This is a genomic window from Alterotamlana spongicola (assembly GCF_035818475.1).
GTDB lineage: Bacteria > Bacteroidota > Bacteroidia > Flavobacteriales > Flavobacteriaceae > Cognatitamlana.
Genome location: NZ_JAYMGV010000001.1, coordinates 2,131,829 through 2,153,096 on the forward strand (window position 1 = coordinate 2,131,829; position 21,268 = coordinate 2,153,096).

16 protein-coding genes are annotated in these 21,268 nt (G+C 35.1%); 15 read left to right on the forward strand and 1 reads right to left on the reverse strand.

The window, feature by feature from the left end:
* Nucleotides 1-21 precede the first annotated feature (21 nt).
* From VOI54_RS09145 to VOI54_RS09190, 10 genes are all read left to right on the forward strand, one after another.
* On the forward strand, nucleotides 22-2,343 hold the full coding sequence (locus VOI54_RS09145; RefSeq protein ID WP_326282451.1) for a glycoside hydrolase family 20 protein: 2,322 nt from the start codon (nucleotides 22-24) through the stop codon (nucleotides 2,341-2,343).
* Nucleotides 2,344-2,448: 105 nt separating this feature from the next.
* Nucleotides 2,449-4,830 (forward strand): PSD1 and planctomycete cytochrome C domain-containing protein, encoded by a 2,382-nt coding sequence (locus VOI54_RS09150; RefSeq protein WP_326282452.1) that lies wholly within the window; start codon nucleotides 2,449-2,451, stop codon nucleotides 4,828-4,830.
* Between the two features lie 4 nt (nucleotides 4,831-4,834).
* On the forward strand, nucleotides 4,835-6,292 hold the full coding sequence (locus VOI54_RS09155; RefSeq protein WP_326282453.1) for a DUF1501 domain-containing protein: 1,458 nt from the start codon (nucleotides 4,835-4,837) through the stop codon (nucleotides 6,290-6,292).
* A gap of 19 nt (nucleotides 6,293-6,311) precedes the next feature.
* A complete protein-coding gene (locus tag VOI54_RS09160; RefSeq protein WP_326282454.1) occupies nucleotides 6,312-7,355 on the forward strand; it encodes an NHL repeat-containing protein in 1,044 nt (347 codons plus the stop codon).
* Nucleotides 7,352-8,152, forward strand: a complete 801-nt coding sequence (locus tag VOI54_RS09165) for a chitobiase/beta-hexosaminidase C-terminal domain-containing protein (protein WP_326282455.1) — start codon at nucleotides 7,352-7,354, stop codon at nucleotides 8,150-8,152. The genes VOI54_RS09160 and VOI54_RS09165 overlap by 4 nt, the downstream gene beginning before the upstream one ends.
* Nucleotides 8,152-10,281 carry a c-type cytochrome domain-containing protein gene (locus VOI54_RS09170; RefSeq protein WP_326282457.1) on the forward strand — a complete coding sequence of 710 codons (2,130 nt, stop codon included), beginning with the start codon at nucleotides 8,152-8,154 and terminating at the stop codon, nucleotides 10,279-10,281. The genes VOI54_RS09165 and VOI54_RS09170 overlap by 1 nt, the downstream gene beginning before the upstream one ends.
* On the forward strand, nucleotides 10,275-11,636 hold the full coding sequence (locus VOI54_RS09175) for an alpha-L-fucosidase (RefSeq protein ID WP_326282458.1): 1,362 nt from the start codon (nucleotides 10,275-10,277) through the stop codon (nucleotides 11,634-11,636). The genes VOI54_RS09170 and VOI54_RS09175 overlap by 7 nt, the downstream gene beginning before the upstream one ends.
* 5 nt (nucleotides 11,637-11,641) lie before the next feature.
* The gene (locus VOI54_RS09180; protein WP_326282459.1) at nucleotides 11,642-13,981 is read left to right on the forward strand and encodes a GH92 family glycosyl hydrolase; all 2,340 of its coding nucleotides are present in this window, start codon (nucleotides 11,642-11,644) and stop codon (nucleotides 13,979-13,981) included.
* A 58-nt stretch (nucleotides 13,982-14,039) separates the two neighbouring features.
* On the forward strand, nucleotides 14,040-14,357 hold the full coding sequence (locus VOI54_RS09185) for a hypothetical protein (RefSeq protein ID WP_326282461.1): 318 nt from the start codon (nucleotides 14,040-14,042) through the stop codon (nucleotides 14,355-14,357).
* Entirely contained in the window at nucleotides 14,353-14,568 is a 216-nt protein-coding gene (locus VOI54_RS09190; protein ID WP_326283149.1) for an RNA polymerase sigma factor, read from the forward strand. The genes VOI54_RS09185 and VOI54_RS09190 overlap by 5 nt, the downstream gene beginning before the upstream one ends.
* A gap of 149 nt (nucleotides 14,569-14,717) precedes the next feature.
* Here VOI54_RS09190 and VOI54_RS09195 read toward each other — a convergent pair whose 3' ends face one another.
* A complete protein-coding gene (locus VOI54_RS09195) occupies nucleotides 14,718-15,581 on the reverse strand; it encodes an AraC family transcriptional regulator (RefSeq protein ID WP_326282462.1) in 864 nt (287 codons plus the stop codon).
* Between the two features lie 215 nt (nucleotides 15,582-15,796).
* On the opposite strand from VOI54_RS09195, the gene VOI54_RS09200 reads away from it, so the two are divergent.
* From VOI54_RS09200 to VOI54_RS09220, 5 genes are all read left to right on the forward strand, one after another.
* On the forward strand, nucleotides 15,797-16,885 hold the full coding sequence (locus VOI54_RS09200; RefSeq protein WP_326282463.1) for a mandelate racemase/muconate lactonizing enzyme family protein: 1,089 nt from the start codon (nucleotides 15,797-15,799) through the stop codon (nucleotides 16,883-16,885).
* Nucleotides 16,886-16,890: 5 nt separating this feature from the next.
* The gene (locus VOI54_RS09205; protein ID WP_326282464.1) at nucleotides 16,891-17,652 is read left to right on the forward strand and encodes an SDR family NAD(P)-dependent oxidoreductase; all 762 of its coding nucleotides are present in this window, start codon (nucleotides 16,891-16,893) and stop codon (nucleotides 17,650-17,652) included.
* Between the two features lie 102 nt (nucleotides 17,653-17,754).
* Nucleotides 17,755-18,777: a zinc-binding alcohol dehydrogenase family protein gene (locus tag VOI54_RS09210; protein WP_326282466.1), complete on the forward strand. Its 1,023-nt coding sequence runs from the start codon at nucleotides 17,755-17,757 to the stop codon at nucleotides 18,775-18,777.
* 20 nt (nucleotides 18,778-18,797) lie between these two features.
* A complete protein-coding gene (locus VOI54_RS09215; protein WP_326282467.1) occupies nucleotides 18,798-20,429 on the forward strand; it encodes a sodium:solute symporter family transporter in 1,632 nt (543 codons plus the stop codon).
* Nucleotides 20,430-20,457: 28 nt separating this feature from the next.
* Entirely contained in the window at nucleotides 20,458-21,264 is an 807-nt protein-coding gene (locus VOI54_RS09220) for an L-rhamnose mutarotase (protein ID WP_326282468.1), read from the forward strand.
* Nucleotides 21,265-21,268: the final 4 nt, after the last annotated feature.

The following is a 21,268-nucleotide window of genomic DNA, read 5'->3' on the forward strand; positions in this document are numbered from 1 at the left end:
CACGAAACAAAATATAAACAAGTGAAAAGATTTAATCAAATAATACTACTAGCTCTGGTGGTTATTTTAAGCTCATGCTCAGAGCGTAAAGAATTTACAGAAAATGATATCCGGATTATTCCAAGACCAGCTGAACTAAAAATTTTAAAAGGCGTATTTGAGTTCTCAGAAAAAACAAAATTTGTGGTGAGCAATGAGGATCAAAGAGAAATTTCTAATGCTTTGATAAAAAAGTTTAAAAAAGCGGCGGGCTGGAATCTTGAAGCTTTAAACAAAAAAATCCCAGGGAATTATATTCGATTTGTGGAGAATGAGGAGTTTGAGGACGAAGCTTATAAATTAGAAGTCGATAAAGATAAAATTACCATTACAGCTAAAGGGAATGCCGGGTTTATTTATGGTTTGGAAAGTATCAGGCAGTTGCTTCCGGAAGCTATTGAAAGTTCTGAAATAGTTTCTGATGTGGAATGGATAATTCCTAATGTGACAATTACTGATAAACCCCGTTTTAAGTGGCGAGGATTAATGCTGGATGTATCACGTCATTTTTTTGATAAAGATTATATAAAACAAGTGATTGATGGTTTGGTGATGCATAAAATGAATGTATTGCATTTGCATTTAATAGACGATCAGGGATGGCGTATAGAAATTAAAAAGTATCCTGAATTAACCAATGTAGGAGCCTGGCGCGTTGATCAGGAAGATAAACATTGGAATGCGAGAGATGCTGTAAGCCCGGATGAAAAAGGAACATACGGAGGTTTTTTTACACAGGAAGAATTAAAGGAATTGGTCGCTTATGCCCAATCGAGAAATGTAGAAATTATTCCGGAAATTGAAATGCCTGCACATGTAACCAGTGCTATTGCAGCGTATCCAGAATTATCTTGTTTAGAAAAACCTGTAGGCGTACCTTCTGGAGGGGTCTGGCCAATTACAGATATTTATTGTGCAGGAAAGGACAGTACATTTGAATTTTTAGAAAACGTGCTGATAGAAGTTATGAATATTTTTCCATCAAAATATATTCATATAGGAGGAGATGAGGCTACCAAAACAAATTGGAAAACATGTCCGAATTGTAAGAAGAGAATGAAAACTGAAGGCTTGCATGACGTAGAAGAATTACAAAGTTATTTTATAAAAAGAATGGAAAAATTCATCAACAGTTACGATAAAAAACTAGTTGGATGGGATGAGATTTTGGAAGGCGGACTTGCTCCTGATGCTACCGTAATGAGTTGGCGTGGTGTAAAAGGAGGATTAGAGGCAGCTGCTCAAGGCCATGATGTTGTCATGACTCCGGGTACACACTGTTATTTTGATCATTATCAAGGGCCACAAAATGAAGAGCCATTAGCCATTGGTGGGTTTACACCTTTAAGTAAAGTATATGAGTTTGATCCAGTTGTGGAGACTATGACAGAAACTGAAGCGTCACATGTATTAGGGGGGCAGGCAAATTTATGGGCAGAATATATTCCAACCACTGAACATTCAGAATATATGACTTATCCAAGACTTGCAGCTTTAGCCGAAACTGTGTGGAGTCCAAAAGCACTGCGTGATTGGAATAATTTTTCTAATAGAATTGTACCTCAGTTCAAACGCTATGAGTTTTTAGGGATCAACTATGCGAAAAGTGCTTATTTGGTAACATCAAAAACAGACGTTGATCTAGAGAATAAATCAGTTAGTTTATTATTACAAAACGAATTTCCAAATGCAGATATTCGCTATGTTTTTGGTAACGGAAACCTCAATGAAGAAGCCATTAAGTATACCAGCCCAATAGAATTACAAGAAACTACTATAATTAAAGCATCCTTGTTTAAAAATGATAAACCCGTAGGGAAAGTGTTTGTAGACACTATTACATTTCATAAGGCAGTAGCTCATAAAGTAAACTATATAACACCTTATAGTGATAAATATCAGGGAGCTGGAGCATTTGGGATGGTAAACACTTTAAGAGGAACAAAAAACTTTCATGATGGACAATGGCAAGCCTGGTTGGGACAAGACATGGAAGTTGTTATTGATCTGGAAGAAAAGAAAACTATAAAAGAAGTAAGTGTTGGGGCTTTGGAAAATCAGGGGCCGGATATTTATTTCCCAACCGCGGTTGAGGTTTCTGTTTCTAATGATGGTAAAACATTTGATAACGTTGGAAGGACAGATAGAGCATTTGTTAAAAATGCTGAGGCTGAATTAAAAGATTTTAAGATTAGTTTTAAAGAACGTAAAGTAAGGTTTGTAAAGGTCAAAGCCATTTGTCTGGAAAAATCTCCTAAAGGTGGAGGTGCATGGCTTTTTGTAGATGAAATCTTATTAAAATAATTAAAGCGTTTTTTTAGAGAATATTCAGCTTTAATGCCTTGTTATTCGTCGAAAAACTTTTTGTTAAAAATTGATTATATTTAATATTAACAAAAGCATTTAATTATGTTAAAGGTTAAAGGCGTCAAATCATTAGCTTTAGTATTATATTTTATTATACCTTTTTTGGTAGTAGCTTTTATTAAATACACTCTGGGAAGCTCTAAAAATGGTTATCTTCCTCTGGACAAAAAGCAATCAGAATTGGTAGATGCTTCAATGCATGAAAATGAAGCCTTCCGGCTTCCGGAGACTATCGATTACATTTTTGATGTCAAACCTATTTTGTCAGATAGGTGCTATCTATGTCATGGCCCGGATGATGGAACCCGGGAGGGTGGTTTAAGATTGGATACTAAAGAAGGGGCATATGCTGCTATTGGAGAGCATTTGGATAAGTATGCCATAGTCCCTGGAGATGTTGAATCCAGTCTGTTGGTTTCCAGAATCAATAATCCGGATATTGAAAAAAGAATGCCACCGGTTGCATCTAATTTAAGCTTAACACCTTATGAAAAACAAGTGCTAACAAAATGGATAGCACAGGGAGCGGTATGGAAAGACCATTGGGCGTTTGTTCCGCCTGTAAAAAGCAAGTTGCCTAAAATTTCTGATTCAAAATTAGCCTACAATGAAATAGATCATTTTATTATAAAAGAATTAGAAAGTAAAAGCTTATCTCTATCAAAACTATCAAGTAAAGAAAAGCTCATCAGGCGTGTTTATTTTGATTTAACAGGGTTACCTCCATCATTGAAGGATATCGATATCTATCTTAGCGATAATGCTCCTGATGCTTTTGAAAAAGTGGTAGATAAATTATTAGCGTCTTCTGCCTATGGGGAACATATGGCAGCCAGTTGGTTAGATACGGCAAGGTATGCAGATACTCATGGGTACCAGGATGATTTGCAAAGAGTCATGTGGCCATGGCGTGACTGGGTAATTAGTGCTTTTAATAGAAATATACCTTATGATGATTTTATAAAATGGCAATTGGCAGGTGATTTGTTGCCCAATGCCGGTCTGGAGCAAATTTTGGCGACAGGGTTCAATAGAAATCATAAAATAACCCAGGAAGGTGGTGTTATTGATGAAGAGTACAGAGTTGAATATGTGTTAGATAGGGCCAATACCACTTCTAAAGCTTTATTAGGATTAACTATGGAATGTGCTCAATGTCATGACCATAAATATGATCCAATTTCACAAAAAGAGTTTTATAGTTTTTATAGTTTTTTCAACAAGCTAAATGAAAAAGGCCGGATTGAATATAATGAAATCCCAGAGCCCAATATAACCATTACCCCAAAAGAAATAGAAAAAACTTTGGCATTTATTAATATGCCTGATTCTATTAAGGAAGCTAAAGTTATGGTTATGAAGGATGGTGCCCCGGAACGTAAAACCTTTATATTAAAGCGCGGTTTATACGATGCTCCTACAGATGAAGTTGAAACAAGTGCGCCTAAAATTGCATTAGCATTTTCAGATAAATTTTCTAAAGACAGATTGGGTCTGGCTCATTGGTTTTTTGATGAGCAAAATACACTTACGGCCCGTGTTGCTGTAAATAGGTTATGGCAACATATTTTTGGCGTAGGGATTGTTTCTACAAGCTCAGATTTTGGTAATCAGGGAGCCCTGCCAACCCACCCGGAACTGTTAGACTGGTTGGCTGTTACCTATAGAGAAGAAGGCTGGGACATGAAAAAAATGATTAAAAGAATGGTCATGTCCAGAACCTATCAACAAACCTCAGAAATCACTTCGGAATTATTGGAGATTGATCCTGATAATATATTATTAGCCCGAAGCTCAAGACACAAGTTGTCAGCCGAAATGATAAGAGACAATGCTTTGAAGGTGAGTGGATTATTAGTAGAAAAGATTGGAGGGCCAAGTGTTAAACCTTACCAGCCGGAAGGCCTTTGGGAAGAAACCACCTCGGGGCAGGGGCTTACTAAATATTTTATGGACTCTGGTGAAAATCTGTACCGAAGAAGTTTATATACCTTTTGGAAACGAACAGTACCACCACCTTCAATGATAACTTTTGATGCTGCAACAAGAGATTATTGTCAGGTAAAACGCCAAAAAACAAGTACCCCTTTACAGGCGCTTGTTATGTTGAATGATCCGCAGCTTATAGAGGCGGCTCAAACGCTGGCACTACATACCTTGAATGAAGAAACACTAAGTGATGAACAACGTGTTGAAACAATATTTAGAAAAATAGTATCAAGAAAACCTGATGACTTAGAATTAAAGACATTGATGACATATCTTAATGAGGCTTTTATGAAGATTGATGAGATAGAGCAAGAAGAAATGATAGAAATACTTTCTAAAGCGAAAGATAACAATCTTACTTTAGAAAGGTTACAAGGATTTACCATGTTAACAAGCTTAGTTTTTAATTTGGATGAAGCCATTCTAAAAGGATAAGATTATGGAAGAATTATCAAAACACTTTATCAATAATAATAGACGCCATTTTCTTAAAAAAGTAGGCTTAGGTATTGGGGGTATGGCTACTGCTTCATTATTAAATCCTTTTTCTTCTTTAGTTGAAGCTCCAGACTCGCCTCTGGCTGGAATGAATTTGCCGCATTTTGCACCAAAGGCAAAACGTGTAATATACCTTTTTCAAAGTGGAGGTCCGTCACAACTGGAACTCTTTGATTATAAACCGTTATTAAATAAAATGCGGGGAGAAGATTTACCGGATTCCGTTCGAAAAGGACAGCGTCTTACAGGTATGACTTCTGGTCAAGAAAGTTTTCCTTTAGTGGGTAGCAATTTTAAGTTCAATCAATATGGCGAATCAAGAGCTTGGGTAAGTGATTTGATGCCTTATACTGCTAAAATTGTTGATGAGCTTTGTTTTATTAAATCAATGCATACTGAAGCTATTAATCATGACCCGGCAATAACTTTTTTCCAAACAGGGTCACAGCAAGCCGGGAGGCCAAGTATAGGGTCCTGGATGAGTTATGGTTTAGGCAGCTTAAATAATAACCTACCTACGTTTACTGTATTATTATCAAGAGGAACAGGGAGGCCATTTTCTCAGCCTTTATATTCAAGACTTTGGGGCAATGGTTTTTTAAGTTCATTGCACCAAGGTGTTCAATTTCGTTCTGGTAAAGATCCTGTATTATATCTAAAGGATCCGGAGGGCATGTCAAGAGCAGAACGAAGAAAAATGCTGGATTATATAAGTGAACTAAATCACAAGCAGGAAGAAGAGTTTGGAGATCCGGAAATAAACAGTAGGATTGCTCAATATGAAATGGCATATCGCATGCAAACATCGGTTCCGGAAACAATGAATATTGATGATGAGCCAGAGCATATTATTCAAATGTATGGTGCTAATTCTTTAGTACCCGGAACCTATGCAGCAAATTGTTTACTGGCAAGGCGCCTGATTGAAAAAGATGTAAGGTTTGTTCAGTTATACCATATGGGCTGGGATCAACATTTTGATTTACCCAGTCAAATAGAAAAACAAGCTAAAGATATTGACCAAGCCACTGCTGCTTTAATTATGGATTTAAAACAAAGGGGCTTACTTGAAGATACTTTAGTGGTATGGGGTGGGGAATTTGGAAGAACAAATTATAGTCAAGGTACTTTAACAGATGTGAATTATGGAAGAGATCATCACCCCAAATGTTTTACCATGTTTATGGCCGGAGGAGGTGTTAAACCGGGATTCACTTATGGGGAAACCGATGATTTTGGGTATAACATTGTAAAAGACCCTATGCATGTTCATGATTTACAGGCCACTATGATGCATTTAATGGGGGTAGATCACACTAAATTTACTTATAAGCACCAGGGAAGAAGATTTAGATTAACGGATGTGTCAGGTCATGTCGTTCATGATGTATTAACCTAAATACTAGATAATAGCTTTAATGAGTCGTAGAAAATTTTTAAAACAATCATCTTGCCTGACTATGGGTATGTTGACTTACCCGGTTTTTAGTACTGCATTTTCATTTAATAGTGTGAACGATGTTATTATTGGGCATAATACACATAAATATAAAGTGAATATGAATTGGGGTAATTTAAACCCTTTGTATACGCCGGTAAAAGATTGTCATGAAATGGTTCAGGATTCAAAAGGGAGAATTGTTCTTTTAACCAATCACACTAAAAATAATGTTATTATTTATGATAAGTCCGGTAAATTATTAGAAACCTGGGGCACTAAATACCCTGGCGCTCACGGTCTTACTTTAGTTAAAGAGAATGGAGAAGATTTCTTGTTGATAACAGATTATGAAAGGCATCAGGTTATAAAAACAACAATTACAGGAAACGTCATATTTGAGATTGATTATCCGGCAGATACGGGAAAGTATAAAAATAAAGAAGAGTTTAAACCAACGGAAACTACGGTTTTAGAAAACGGTGATTTTTATGTGGCTGATGGTTATGGTAATCAATATATTACACACTATAATCATAAAGGAGAATTACTTAACATTTTTGGAGGAAGAGGAACAGAAGATAGTCAGTTTTTAAATGCTCATGGTATTTGCTATGACAACAGAGATAAAAATAAGCCTTCAATTTTGGTGTCTGCCAGAGAATTGAATGAGTTAAAACAATTTAGTTTAGAAGGCGAATATCTGTCTTCTATAAAAGTTCCGGGAGCATTAATTTGCCGTCCGGTAATTCATAAAAATGATATATATTTTGCAGTCTTAAAATCTAAAGAAGCACCAAATGATGATTCCGGGTTTTTGTTGATTATGAATGAAAAAAACGAAGTAGTATCCTGTCCGGGAGCAACAGCACCATCTTATAAAGGAAACCAACTGGAAGACTTATATCAAACTATCAGATTGTTTCAGCACCCACATGATGTTTGTATTGATGATGATGAAAATATATATGTAGCCCAGTGGAATTCAGGTCAAACTTACCCTATAAAATTAGTTAGAGTATGAGACAATCTGCATTATGGGGGCTAACCATTTTACTGCTTTTAAGTTGTAAAAAAACAAACAGGACGTTGTTTTTACAGCAAAATCAAGTGCATCTTGCCCAACCAAGGGTTCAGAGTACAACTATGATTATTGACTCATTTGCAGTCATTAAAGTTGGTCAGGGTTTTGAAGGTTCGGAAGTATATTATACATCAGATGGAAGTGAGCCTACAATGACATCCGTAAAATATAAAGCTCCATTTAAAGTTACCGAACCAGGTACCTATAAGTTTAGAACCTTTCATACCAATTGGAAGACAAGTGAAGCATCAATGATGACGCTTTATAAGAAAGGACAAGTGCCAGAGGATATCGTTTGGTATTCCAAAGCTCAAACTAAGTATAAAGGACAGGGAGCTTTAACCTTAATTAATCAAAATAAAGCGAGTTTGCCTTTTAGTAATCCGGAGTGGGTAGGATTTGATTCTATTGTTGATGCCAAAGTTGTATTTAAAGAAAAGACCATGATAAAAAGCATTGATATCGGGTTTTTAAATGATCCGCAATCCTGGATCTTTCCGCCTTCGGAGATTGTGGTGTATTTAAATGATTTAGAAAACGATTCAGATAAAATAAAAATTCAAATGGATGACGTGCCTACCATGGTATCTGCTGAATTAAGCAACATAAAGATAAAAATTGAAAGAGAAGTAAAATCAGTAAGGTTGGAAATACACAATTTACAATCAATTCCCGAATGGCATGAAGGAAGTGGCCAAAAAGCCTGGTTGTTTATGGATGAATGGATATTTAATTAATGAAACAAGTTTTAAGAAAATATAGTGCAGTTTTAGTGCTTTTTATAGTTCTAACAGGTGTCTTGCTGATAAGCTTATCAAGTGCAGCAGAAATTCCGAAAATAGTTCTTTTTTTTGGAAGATTTCACCCTTTGTTATTGCATTTACCTATAGGCGCTTTATTGCTTACGTTTTTTATAGATATTATTGGCCGTATAAAAAAAGACTACCCCTTATTAATGATAAAATGGGCTTTAGGGTTTTCTTCTTTTTTCGCCATCTTAACCTGTATATTGGGGTACTTTCTTTCATTAGAAGGGGGGTATGGAAATGATGTTTTAGAGGTGCATTTTTGGACCGGTATTTTAACAGCTGTTCTAACACTACTTCTTTTTTTAATGGTTTCATTAAAGTCTGATAAAACCAATAAATGGTTTCTGCCTCTTTTTGTTTTAACATTGGTGAGTATTAGTGTTGCAGGGCACTACGGAAGTGTATTAACACATGGAGAAAACTTTTTAACGGAGTATGTGGAAACATCTGAAAAAGAAAGAATCATAGAAGTTGTTGATAGCCTAAAAATTTATGATGATGTCATTAATAAAATTTTGGATGATAAATGTGTTCAATGTCATAATTCAACTAAGAAAAAAGGCGGGCTTTCACTAATTTCAAAAGAAGCCATTTTGAAAGGCGGTGAAAATGGAGCGGCCTTACATGTAGGCAACTCTAACGAGAGCTTGTTGTATGAACAACTGTTATTACCAATATCACATGAAAATCATATGCCGCCTGAGGGGAAGCCGCAATTAACAAAAGATGAATTATGGCTTATTAAATACTGGATTGATAATGGAGCAAAGTTTGATAATTATGTAAATAGCGAAACTCGAAATGATACACTAGATAAATTATTGAAAAACTATCTTGTTTTCGATAAAATTATTATTCCAAAAGCTTCAAAAAACGATATAGTCAAAGTTAAAGAAATTGGGTATATGGTTAATGAAATGGTGCCAGGTGAAGCAGAATTGAGTATAAAGTTTACAAAAAAAGCGATTACAAAAAACGATGTAGATATGCTTTCTAAATTAAAGGAACAAATTATTGAACTCGATTTTAGTAATACCAGTTTAACTGATCAAATGACAGGAGTTCTAAAAAGATTGGAAAACTTAAAAATGCTTAGACTTGATAACACTAAAATATCAGACAAAACGCTTCAGAATATTAAAGATTTAAAAAGATTAGAGGTGCTGAATCTTTTTAATACAGGTGTAACTGGTGTAGGCCTGGAAACATTACTGAAAAGTATTACGCCTTCACAAATTTATACATGGAAAACAGCAATTGAATTTGAAATGGCAGAGCGTCTTAAAAAAGACTATGGAATACAAATTCATAATGGTATTGCCAGGGGATTTGTTGAAAAAACAAAATTAGAAGCCCCTAAACTGACTCCTGAAAATACACTTTTTATAGATTCTCTTTTGTTAAGTGTTAAAACCAATACTAAAAATGCCGAATTAAGATACACATTAAATGGAGAGATACCAGATTCTACAAGTGCTCTTTATACGGATGCGTTACATGTGGAAGAAAGTAAAACCTTTATGGTTAGAGCTTTTAAAAAAGGTTGGTTTCCAAGTGATGTTTTGAAGCGCGACTATTTTAAGGTGAAGTATCAGGTAGATAATTTCACCATTGAAAAAAAACCGGAGAAAAGATATCCTAATGCTAATAAACTATTTGATTTAGAAGTGGGTAATCTCTCTTTTAAGGATGGAAAATGGACAGGTTATTTGGGGTATGATTTAAGCACTACTATTAATTTGGGAGCTGTTAAAGCAGTTGATAGTATTTCTGTTAATTCTTTGGGGAATACTAAAGATTGGATTTTGTTTCCAAACAAATTAAAAGTTTATGCGTCTAACAATGCGCATACAGGTTTTAAAAAAATAGGAGAATTAAAGATCAATCAGGCAAAGGGTTATGAAGATCCTCAAATTAAAAGATTTACCTTACAAACTACTAACACGCAAGCACAGTATTTTAAAATAATAATAGAAAATCCTAAAGTTTTACCTAAATGGCACGAAGGTGCCGGGCAGGCTTCATGGATTTTTGTAGACGAAATATTCTTATGGTAACAAAAATTAGAGTTAAATCGAAATTGCTAATAGTATTCCTTCTGTTTTGTGGAATAGTAAATGGTCAAAATAATGAATCATCATATGAAGAACGTATGGAATGGTTTAAAGATGCCAAATTAGGCGTTTTTATTCACTGGGGCTATTACGGCGTCAATGGTATTGGAGAGTCCTGGTCTATGTATCATAAAAAAATCTCATACGAAGATTATATGATGCAGGGTAAACAATTTACTGCAGAACATTATAAACCTAAAGAATGGGCCAGACTATTCAAAAAAATTGGTGCCCGTTATGCGATATTAACAACAAAGCATCATGATGGGGTGGCCTTATGGGATACTAAGTTAAGTAAGTTAAATGTAATAGAAAAAACACCGGCTAAAAGAGATTTAGTTGCGCCGTTTGTTGAAGCTTTAAGACAAGAAAATTTAAAGGTAGGCTTATATTATTCTTTATGCGATTGGTCTCATCCGGATTATAATGTTGTTTTTCCAAGACCCAATACTCAAAAGAATTACCCACAAAAAGGGCAAAAGGAACTATCTGAATGGCAACGTTTTGTAAGGTTTTATAAAGGTCAGATAAAAGAGTTAAATGATGACTTTTACCCCGATTTATATTGGTTTGATGGAGATTGGGAAAAGTCTAGTGAGCAGTGGAGAGCCCAATCACTAAAAGATTCGTTATTGGCGTGGAACCCCAAAACCATAGTTAATTCAAGGTTGAAAACCCATGGAGACTACAGTACGCCCGAACAGGGAATCCCGGTGGTGAGACCTAAAGGGCCCTGGGAATTTTGTATGACCATGAACGATAACTGGGGGTACTATCCTTCTGATACCAATTACAAACCCATTTCTCAAATTATTAGAACGTTTGTTGAGGTAATAGCTTCGGGAGGTAATTTATTATTGAATATAGGACCTAAACCAGACGGAACAATTGCCCCTGAGCAAATGGAGCGACTTGAGGCCTTGGGAGATTGGATCAAAAAACACGAACGTGCGGTTTTTGAAACCAAAGCAGGCTTACCCTATGGGCATTTTTACGGACCGACCCTATTGAATAAGGATGAGACAAAAATATACCTGTGTTTGTTTGATGCTCCTAAAAATTATATATCATTAAAAGGCATTCAGAACAAAGTAAAATCTATTAGAGTAGTTGGAAGTAACCAGGAATTAAGCTTTGTGAGAAACGGAGGCGCAGCATGGAATAATATACCGGGTATTTTAAGAATAGAAATTCCTGAAAGCAGATATTTAGATGACAATGTAACGGTATTGGAAATAGAATTGGAAGATGCCCTGAAATTATATAGGGGACATGGAAATGCCGTTGAATTAAATTAATTATGATGGGAAAAATAGTCAAAATAGTAGTTTTAGTAACATTAGTTGTTAGTGTTTCTTGTATAGATAAAGGGGGCGAACAGATTAGCGATATTATACAATCGCAGAATTTGGTAGATTATGTAAATCCGCTCATGGGAACAGATTCAAATTATAGTCTATCTAACGGGAATACCTATCCGGCTATTGCCACACCCTGGGCTATGAATTTTTGGACGCCTATGACCTCAAAAATGGGAGATGGCTGGGCTTATAAATATAGTGACACAAAAATACGAGGGATAAAACAAACCCATCAACCAAGCCCGTGGATTAACGATTATGCTGCCTTTTCTTTAATGGCTGTTACCGGCGATTTAAAATTTCAGGAAGACCAGAGAGAATCGTGGTTTTCACATAAATCAGAAATTGTAAAACCCTACCATTATAGTGTTTATTTAGCAGATTATGATATCGTAGCAGAAGTAACCCCCACAGAAAGAGCTTCACAATTCAAATTTACTTTTCCGGAAGCAGAAACATCATATATTATGTTAGATGCTTTTTTTAAAGGTTCTATGGTAAAGATAATCCCGGAAGAACGAAAAATTATTGGGTATTGTAGAAATAATAGCGGAGGTGTTCCGGAAAATTTCCATAACTATTTTGTAGCTGAATTTGATAAAGATTTTGAATTGACGCATACCTGGAATGATAACTGGGAATTAAAAGAAGACTCAACAAATAGCGAAGGAGAACATGTAGGAGCTATCATTGGGTTTAAAACTAAAAGAGGTGAAGTTGTTCATGTAAAAGTGGCCTCCTCTTTTATAAGCCCGGAACAGGCTCAGTTGAATTTATCCAGAGAAATAGGAAAAGATACTTTTGAGCAAACTAAGGAGAAAGCAAAACAAGCCTGGGAGACAGAATTAAATAGGATCAAAATTGAAGATGATAATATTGATTATATAAGAACATTTTATTCTTGTTTATATCGTGTACTGTTATTCCCCAGAAAATTTTATGAGTTCAATGAAAGTAATGAGATAGTTCATTACAGTCCTTATAATGGAGAAGTATTACCGGGATATATGTTTACCGATAATGGGTTTTGGGATACGTTTAGAGCCGTTTTTCCTTTTTTTAATATGATGTATCCGGAATTGAACAGTCATATTATGGAAGGGCTGGCCAATACATATAAAGAATCAGGGTGGCTTCCGGAATGGGCTAGCCCGGGACATCGGGATTGCATGATAGGTTCAAATTCAGCAACCATTATTGCAGATGCTTATTTAAAAGGAAATGTTAAAGAAGATGATGTTAATGTGTTGCTAGAAGCTGCATTGAAAAATGCGACTGTAAATGAAGGGCGCCCGGTAGGGTCTGTAGGTAGAGCAGGTGTTGACTATTATAATGATTTGGGCTATGTGCCTTATAATGTTGGTATCAATGAGAATGCAGCACGAACCCTGGAATATGCGTTTGCCGATTTTACCATTGCTAAAATGTCTGAAAAATTAGGGCAAGAAGAACTGGCAGAAACATATTTTGAAAAAGCTTTAAATTACAAGAACCTCTTTGATCCTTCAACCAATTTAATGAGAGGTAAAAACGAAGATGGTAATTTTCAAGAACCATTTAATCCATTAAAATGGGGAGATGCTTTTACAGAAGGTAACAGCTTACATTATACGTGGTCCGTATTTCATGATGTTCAGGGACTTATAGATTTAATGGGAGGAACCCAAAATTTTATATCAAAATTAGATGAGGTTTTTAGCATGCCGCCGGACTTTGATGAGTCATATTATGGACATGTTATTCATGAAATTAGAGAAATGCAAATTGTGAATATGGGAAATTATGCACATGGAAATCAACCCATTCAGCACATGATTTACTTGTATAACTATGCCAAAGCGCCCTATAAAACTCAAGAAAAAATAAGAGAAGTATTAACCAAACTATATGCCGCTACTCCGGATGGTTATTGTGGTGATGAAGATAATGGGCAAACATCGGCCTGGTATGTGTTTAGTGCCTTAGGATTTTATCCTGTAACCCCGGGTGTGGATCAATATGTTATAGGAAGCCCGTTATTTAATAAGGCAACAATAGCTTTGGAAAATGGAAATACTTTCAGTATAACAGCTAAAGATAATTCCGAAAAAAATATTTACATCCAGTCTGCCTTTTTAAATGGAGCAACGTATTCAAATAGTTATTTGAATTTTGAAGATATTCAAAAAGGAGGCCATTTTGAGCTTAATATGACAGACACACCTCATAAAGAATGGGGTAGCAGTATTGAAAATGTACCATATTCATTGAGTAATTCAAAAAAACAGGAAGTGAATAAGTAATATTCACTTAATAATGACCTATAGACTTCTAATTTTGCCTATTTAAAAAAGTGAATACATGCGGTATAAAAAACATGTTTTAATAGTTTTAATTCTGGTTACACACTTATTTTCCTGTAACAGTAATACTAATGTTTTACATATTGTAAACGACGGCGTTTCTGATTACGAAATTGTGTATAGGACTGATGCAAAGGAGAACCTGTATGAAGCAGCCAAAGAGTTACAATATTATATCCGTGAAATTAGTGGAGCTACTTTAAATCTGGTCAATGAGGCACCCCAAAACAACGATAAACATAAAATATATATTGGAAATCTAGCGGGTGAAAATTTAAACCCCAATCAAATAATTATCAAGGTTAAATCAAATTGAAAATAAAGCGGAGGATGTTAAAATGATGGAGCAACGTTTAGCATGTTTAAGATTGGCCATTGACGAACTCCCTCCAAAATGTAAAAAAGCACTGTTGTTAAACAAAATAGAAGGATATAGATATAAAGAAATAGCGGAGTCGATGGGTATTTCGGTAAAAACTGTTGAAAATCATATTTCAAAGGCTTTTAAACTTTTGAAAAAAAGATGACTGCCAATAAGTTTTTACTTTTATTTATTAATTTTTTTAAGACTAGATTTTTTGTTGCAAGCCCACTTAACTAATTAACCTCTTTTTATTTAATAATACATGTTATTATTTGAAACTAAATAAAATTAAGGCTTAATTAATAATTGGAGTCATGATACTTTAAGTATCTTTCTATAGTTTTGACGATACTTTGATGGTGACATGCCTTTAAATTTGTTGAATTGCCTATGAAAAAAGCTAAGATTATTATACCCCACTTCATATCCAACTTGGGAAATAGAGTAATCTGTACCAATTAATAGTTTACTAGCTAAACTTATTTTATACTCATTTACAAATTCAAAAAATGACTTATTAAATGTTTTTTTAAAGAACCGACAAAAAGCTTCCTTACTCATAGAAACCTTTTCGGCAATTTCGTGTAATCGAATTTGTTTTATATGGTTTTTTCTAACATAATCATAAATTAGATTAATACGACCACTTTCTTTTAACGATAAGTTATCAGAAAAGCTAGTGCTAGCAAGCAATTCGAAATCTTCAAAAAAAGTAAGCTTCTGTAGTATTCTGATAAATGAGAGTAAACGTTCTAAAGGGCTTAAATGGATAAGTTCAATTAAAGAACCTTCCATTTCCTTAGACTTTAATTCATTAAATTTAATGCCTCTGGCTGATAACTTTAGTAGTTTTTTTATCGGTTTTAGCTCTTCTTTGTTAAGCCAATCTCCAAAAAAGGAGTCATCCCATTGAATAATTATGCAACGAACTTTTTCAGTTTGTTCACCAATTGTTTTCCAGCTGTGTGGTAAATTGGAACCAACTAGGACTAAATCACCGTGTTTAAAATCTCCCATACTATCTCCAATATACCTAACACCTGTGCTACTTAGCATATAAGTAAGTTCATATTGAGAGTGGAAATGCCATGCTGCTGGAAAAATCTTATCTTCAAACAATTTTATGGCAAAAGAACTTCCAGGCGAATTGTCTACGTTATGGTAAGACGCTTTCATAAAGGTGATTATCTTATAAAATAGATTAAATTAAGAAAATAGTAGTAAATATACTTAATAAAGGTCAATATAGTGTATAAAAGGTGCTCTATGGTGTAACAATCTCTTTTGTTGTTTAAATAATTTTGTAAAGGATAGAAATAAACATCAATTTAGACCTGATATTTTGTGGTTTTGAAAGATGTATTTTTCGAACAACCAAGAGACAAAAATAAATGATTGAAGAAACCAGAATAAGAACTGCAAAGATTTATAGGGCAAAGACGCAGTTAGAAAAGCCAATTTCGGATGCAACACACACTTTAACAGAAATTTCATTTGTTGTATTACGATTACAATTAGAAAACGGCGTTGTAGGAGAATCTTATTTACTCACTTTTCAATATTCTCCAAATGCCATTATAGGAGCTTTAAAAGATGTACTTCCAATAATAAAAGGGTATAAAACAAATGAGACCGGAGTAGTAAATAACAAATTAAATGCTTTAGCAGAATATTTTGGAAATCAGGGCTTACTTCGCTGGGCGCAAGCAGCAGTAAATATTGCTATGTGGGATGCCTGGGGAAAAACACTGCAGCAGCCGGTGCATAAAATATTAGGTACCCATAAAGAGCGTGTGTCTATCTATGGAAGCGGAGGATGGATTTCTTATACCATCGATGAGTTAATCACCGAAGTTACAGATTATGCAAACAGAGGATTTAAGGCTGTCAAAATTAAAGTTGGATCACCTAAAGTAAGTACGGATATAGAACGTTTAAAATTGGTGAGAGAAGCTGTGGGGAACTCAGTTGATATTATGATGGACGCCAACCAGGGGATGGATTTGTCTTCTGCTATTAAATTGGCAGATGCAGCTAAAGAAATAAATATTAATTGGTTTGAAGAACCTGTAAACCATCAGGATTTTCAGGCATACGAAATTTTAAAGAATCAAACAGGGATTTCATTAGCTATGGGAGAACGCGAGTTTGATACTTTACCACTTAGAGAATTGGTAACTAGAAATGCACTTGACATATGGCAACCTGATATTTTACGTATTGGTGGTGTGGAAGCCTGGAGAGAAAGTGCCGCATTGGCTAAAAGCTTTCATTTACCGGTTCTGCCACATTATTACAAAGACTATGATGTCCCTCTTTTATGTACCATATCTAATGGCGTAGGGGCAGAATCTTTTGATTGGGTAGATCCGCTCATAGATAATCCTATGCAACTTGAAAATGGTTTTGCCCAGCCTCACAATTTACCAGGTTGGGGATTTAATTTTATTGATGATAGATTAACTGATATAAAATTATAAAATAGATGAGCTTAGATGTATTCTCTTTAAAAGGAAAAATAGCATTGGTGACTGGTGGAGGAACAGGAATTGGATTAGGTATTTCTAAAGCTTTTATTCAAGCCGGCGCTATTGTAATTATAACAGGAAGGCGGGAAACTATGCTAAAGGAAGCGGCAACCGAACTAGGTGAGCACTGTAAATATTTTGTGAATGATGTTACCAATAGAAAAGGTATTCCTGATTTTATATCTCATATTGAAACTCAAATTGGAGCTATAGATATTTTAGTAAATAATGCCGGTATACATCATAAGGCTTGGGCTCAAGACACTACCGATGAGGATTTTGAGCGTGTCTTGCAAACTAACCTTATAAGTGTCTTTAGTTTGACCAGAGAGTGTGCAAAGTACATGTTAAATAGGAAATCCGGTTCCATTATTATGATTGGTTCCATGGCCGGATTGTTTGGTGTTGATAGAGTTGTTGCCTATGGGGTTTCTAAAACGGCAATCACAGGCTTGGTAAATGCTTTGGTGACAGAATATTCAAAAAGTAATGTCAGGGTGAATGCCATTGCACCTGGATGGATCGAATCAAACATGTTTTTGAATGCGATCAATAAAGATGAAAAAAGGAAAAAGCAGATTACAAACCGAATAGCTATGGATCACTTTGGTAAAGTAGAAGATATAGGTAATGCTGCTGTTTTTTTAGGTTCAGATGCGGCAAAATATATTACGGGTGTAATCTTACCTGTAGATGGAGGGGCCACCGTAAATTTTTAAAAGGAAGCGTAAAAATATTGGATAGACCACAATTAAATTGTTGAATACCCCTTTTTAGTGAAATAATTAAACCATCTTGAAGGAATAAGATATTAATAAAAAATGAAGGTAATAAGACTCAATAAACCAGGGGTATGGGAGACTTTGGAAGTAAAGGCTCCTAATCATATATTGAAACGGGGTGAAGCTTTACTAAAAGTTAATAAAATTGGAGTTTGCGGAACAGACTTACATGCTTTTAAGGGTACCCAACCTTTTTTTAATTACCCTAGAATTTTAGGGCATGAACTGGCCGTAGAAGTAGTAGCCGTAGCAGAAGATGTTAAAAATGTAAAAATAGGAGACCGTTGCTCCGTAGAACCTTACTATAATAGTGTTGTGGGACAGGCAGTAAGAAGAGGAAAAACAAATTGTGGAGAACATTTACAAGTCTTAGGAGTGCATGTAGATGGAGGAATGCAAGAGTATATTGTATATCCATCAAAATTTTTACATGCTTCCAACTCGTTATCCAATGACCAATTAGCGATGATAGAACCTCTTGCTATTGGTTGTCATGCTGTAGACAGAGCAGAAATTTCTTCTGAAGATATAGTTTTAGTAATAGGAACAGGACCCATTGGTTTGGGTACCATACAGTTTGCTCAGTTGACTGGTGCAAGGGTTATTGCTATGGATATTGACCAGGTAAAGCTAGATAAATGTAAAGAAATTACTAATGTTCAGGATACGATCAATGCCTTAGAGGATGTAGAACCACATTTAAGATCACTTTTAAATGGAGATCTTCCAACAGTAGTTTTGGATGCTACAGGTAGTGCTAAGTCTATGATGAACACTTTTAAATACGTAGCCGCCGGAGGAACCATTGTTTTTATTGGACTGTTTATGGGAGATGTTAGTTTTAATGATCCTTATTTTCATAAAAAAGAACTAACACTAAAAGCTAGTAGAGCCGCTTTGAGTAATGATTTTAGTAGAATAATTGGGTTAATAGAATCTGGAAAGATTGATCCAATACCGTTTATCACACACCGTATAAAATTTGATGAGGTTCCTGAAAATTTTGAGAAGCTCTTCTCGCATGGAGGAGAGTTAATCAAAGCTATAATTGATATGGATTAAAATAAAAATAAGCAAGTATTATGAACATTTCTTACCTTGATTTATTAATCATCGCAATATATCTAATAGGCATTGTAATTATTGGAATTTGGGTTGGTGGTGGCTTTAAAAAGCAAAGCTCTAACACTTATTTTCTGGCCGGACGATCTTTGGGGTGGGGAGTTGTGGGAGCATCACTTTTTGCTTCCAATATATCCACAGTACATATTGTAGGGTTTGCTGAGTCAGGGTTTGTATCGGGTTTGTCTGATGGGATATTTGAATGGATGGCTATTCCCTGTTTAGTCTTTTTAGGGATATTTGTGGCTCCTTTCTACTTTAGAAAAAAAATAAGCACCATACCCGAGTATTTTGAAAAACGTTTTGATGGATCCTCAAGAACTTTTATGGTGATATTTGCAATTTTAACGGCATTATTAATGCATATAGGAATAAGTTTATATGCAGGGGCTACTATAATGAAAGAGTTTTTTGGGCTGGATCAATTGTGGGGCGTACTAATAATTTCACTTTTAACCGCTTTATACACTATTTTAGGAGGTCTAAAAGCCGTGGCCGTCACAGAATCTATTCAATCTGTGTTACTATTAGGAGGAAGTATATTAATCACTGTATTTGGGGTTTTAATGTTGCCTGAAGTTGGTATAAATTCATTTGAAGCCTTTAAATCACAAATACAAGCCGGCAGCCTTTCTATGTTACGTTCAGATGCAGTTGTTGCAGAAACCGGAGGAATACCTTGGTATGCTGTATTGTTAGGCTATCCTGTTTTGGGTATATGGTATTGGTTCACAGACCAAACTATTGTCCAAAGAGCTTTAGGATCGAAATCAGAAAAGGATGCTCGTATCGGACCTATGTTTACAGCTGTTTTAAAGTTCGCTCCTGTGTTTTTTATGCTTTTACCGGGATTATTGGCCTATGTGCTTTTTAAGGATCACATTGATGCATCAGGTAGTGGACAAACCTATTCTATATTAGTTAGAGAACTATTACCCACGGGACTTATAGGGCTTGTTATCGCCTCTCTTTTAGCTGCTTTAATGAGCTCTGTAGCTGCAGCTCTTAACAGTACTTCAACATTAATTTCAATAGATATAGTAAAAAGATATAACCCTAAAATACAAGACTCCAAACTGGTGTCTATTGGTAAAATTACAGCTTTTATAGTTATGGTTATTGCCATTTTGTTTTCATTGGTAGCAGGAGCTAAAGGAGGATCTATTATTACTATTGTAAATTCTATAGGAACAAGTATTGCACCATCTATAGCAGCTGTTTTTATCCTTGGTTATTTTTGGAAAAGAGGAACCAAAGAGGCCGCTAAAATCACCTTTCTTTTTGGACTTGTTATAGGAGTATTAATGTTTAGTCTTGATTTTCCTGATGAGAACGGGATAAAGCTTATAACTGATACCTGGGGTGTTATTTTTATGATGCAAGCGTGGTGGGCGTTTGTAGTTTGTTGTATCATTTTTGTTACAATGAGTTATTGTACTCAGCCCCCTACTGCTGAACAACAAAATTATACCTTCTCAAATTCGGCTTATTTTACAAAAATAAAAGGTATAACAGATTATAGAATTATTGGTATTGCAATAATGGGCGTTCTAGCTCTTTTATGGTTAGGAATAGAAATGCTTGCATACTAATTGAGTTTAATATAAAACAAAGCGAATCATGAAAAAGTATGTATTTATTGTCCTTTTAATACAGTTGATGGTTAGTTGTAAGGAAGAAAAAAAGACATCAGAGGTTATTGGTTCTGAACTAATTACTACTGAAACAAAATATGAGAAAGATCAATTTAGGCGTTTTACTTTTTTTGTTGAAACTGAAAAATCTGAGGTTTTAAAATTATTCAAAACGTTAAATTGGGGTGTGCTTTCCAAAGGTGAAAAAGACATATATGTGTCTAAAGCATATCAAAAAGATAACGGCATTTTTTTGGTATTTGATACCAATCCAAATTTTAATTGTGATCAGTTATTAAACGTTTTGAAAGTTAATGAGGAATTTGCTGATTTGATTGGTCAATTGGAGAGTAAAGACATTCATTTGGAAGATTATAATAAGCCTTTGGAACGTATTTTCAAAATGGAACAAAAAAAGGTTTACAGCCCGGAGGAAGGACAGTTAAAAACCAAGCTTGGTGATCATAAGCGTTTTGTGTGGACATTGTTATTACAGGAAGATCCTGAAATGATCGCAGAATATAAAGCCATTCATGGTATAGGTAAATCGTGGCCCGAAGTTATAAATAATATGAAAACCATTGGAGTTAAGGACATGGAGCTGTATTTATATGGAACCAGGGCTATGCTTATTATGGATACAAGGCCAGATTTTGACCTGGCCATTGAAGGTCCGAAATGGCAAAAATTACCAAGGGAAATGGAATGGCAGGAATACGTGGCAAAATTCCAACGTATTGAACCCGGTAGCGGTATTCAGGAAAAATGGTTGGATATGGTAGAATTAAACTAAAAAT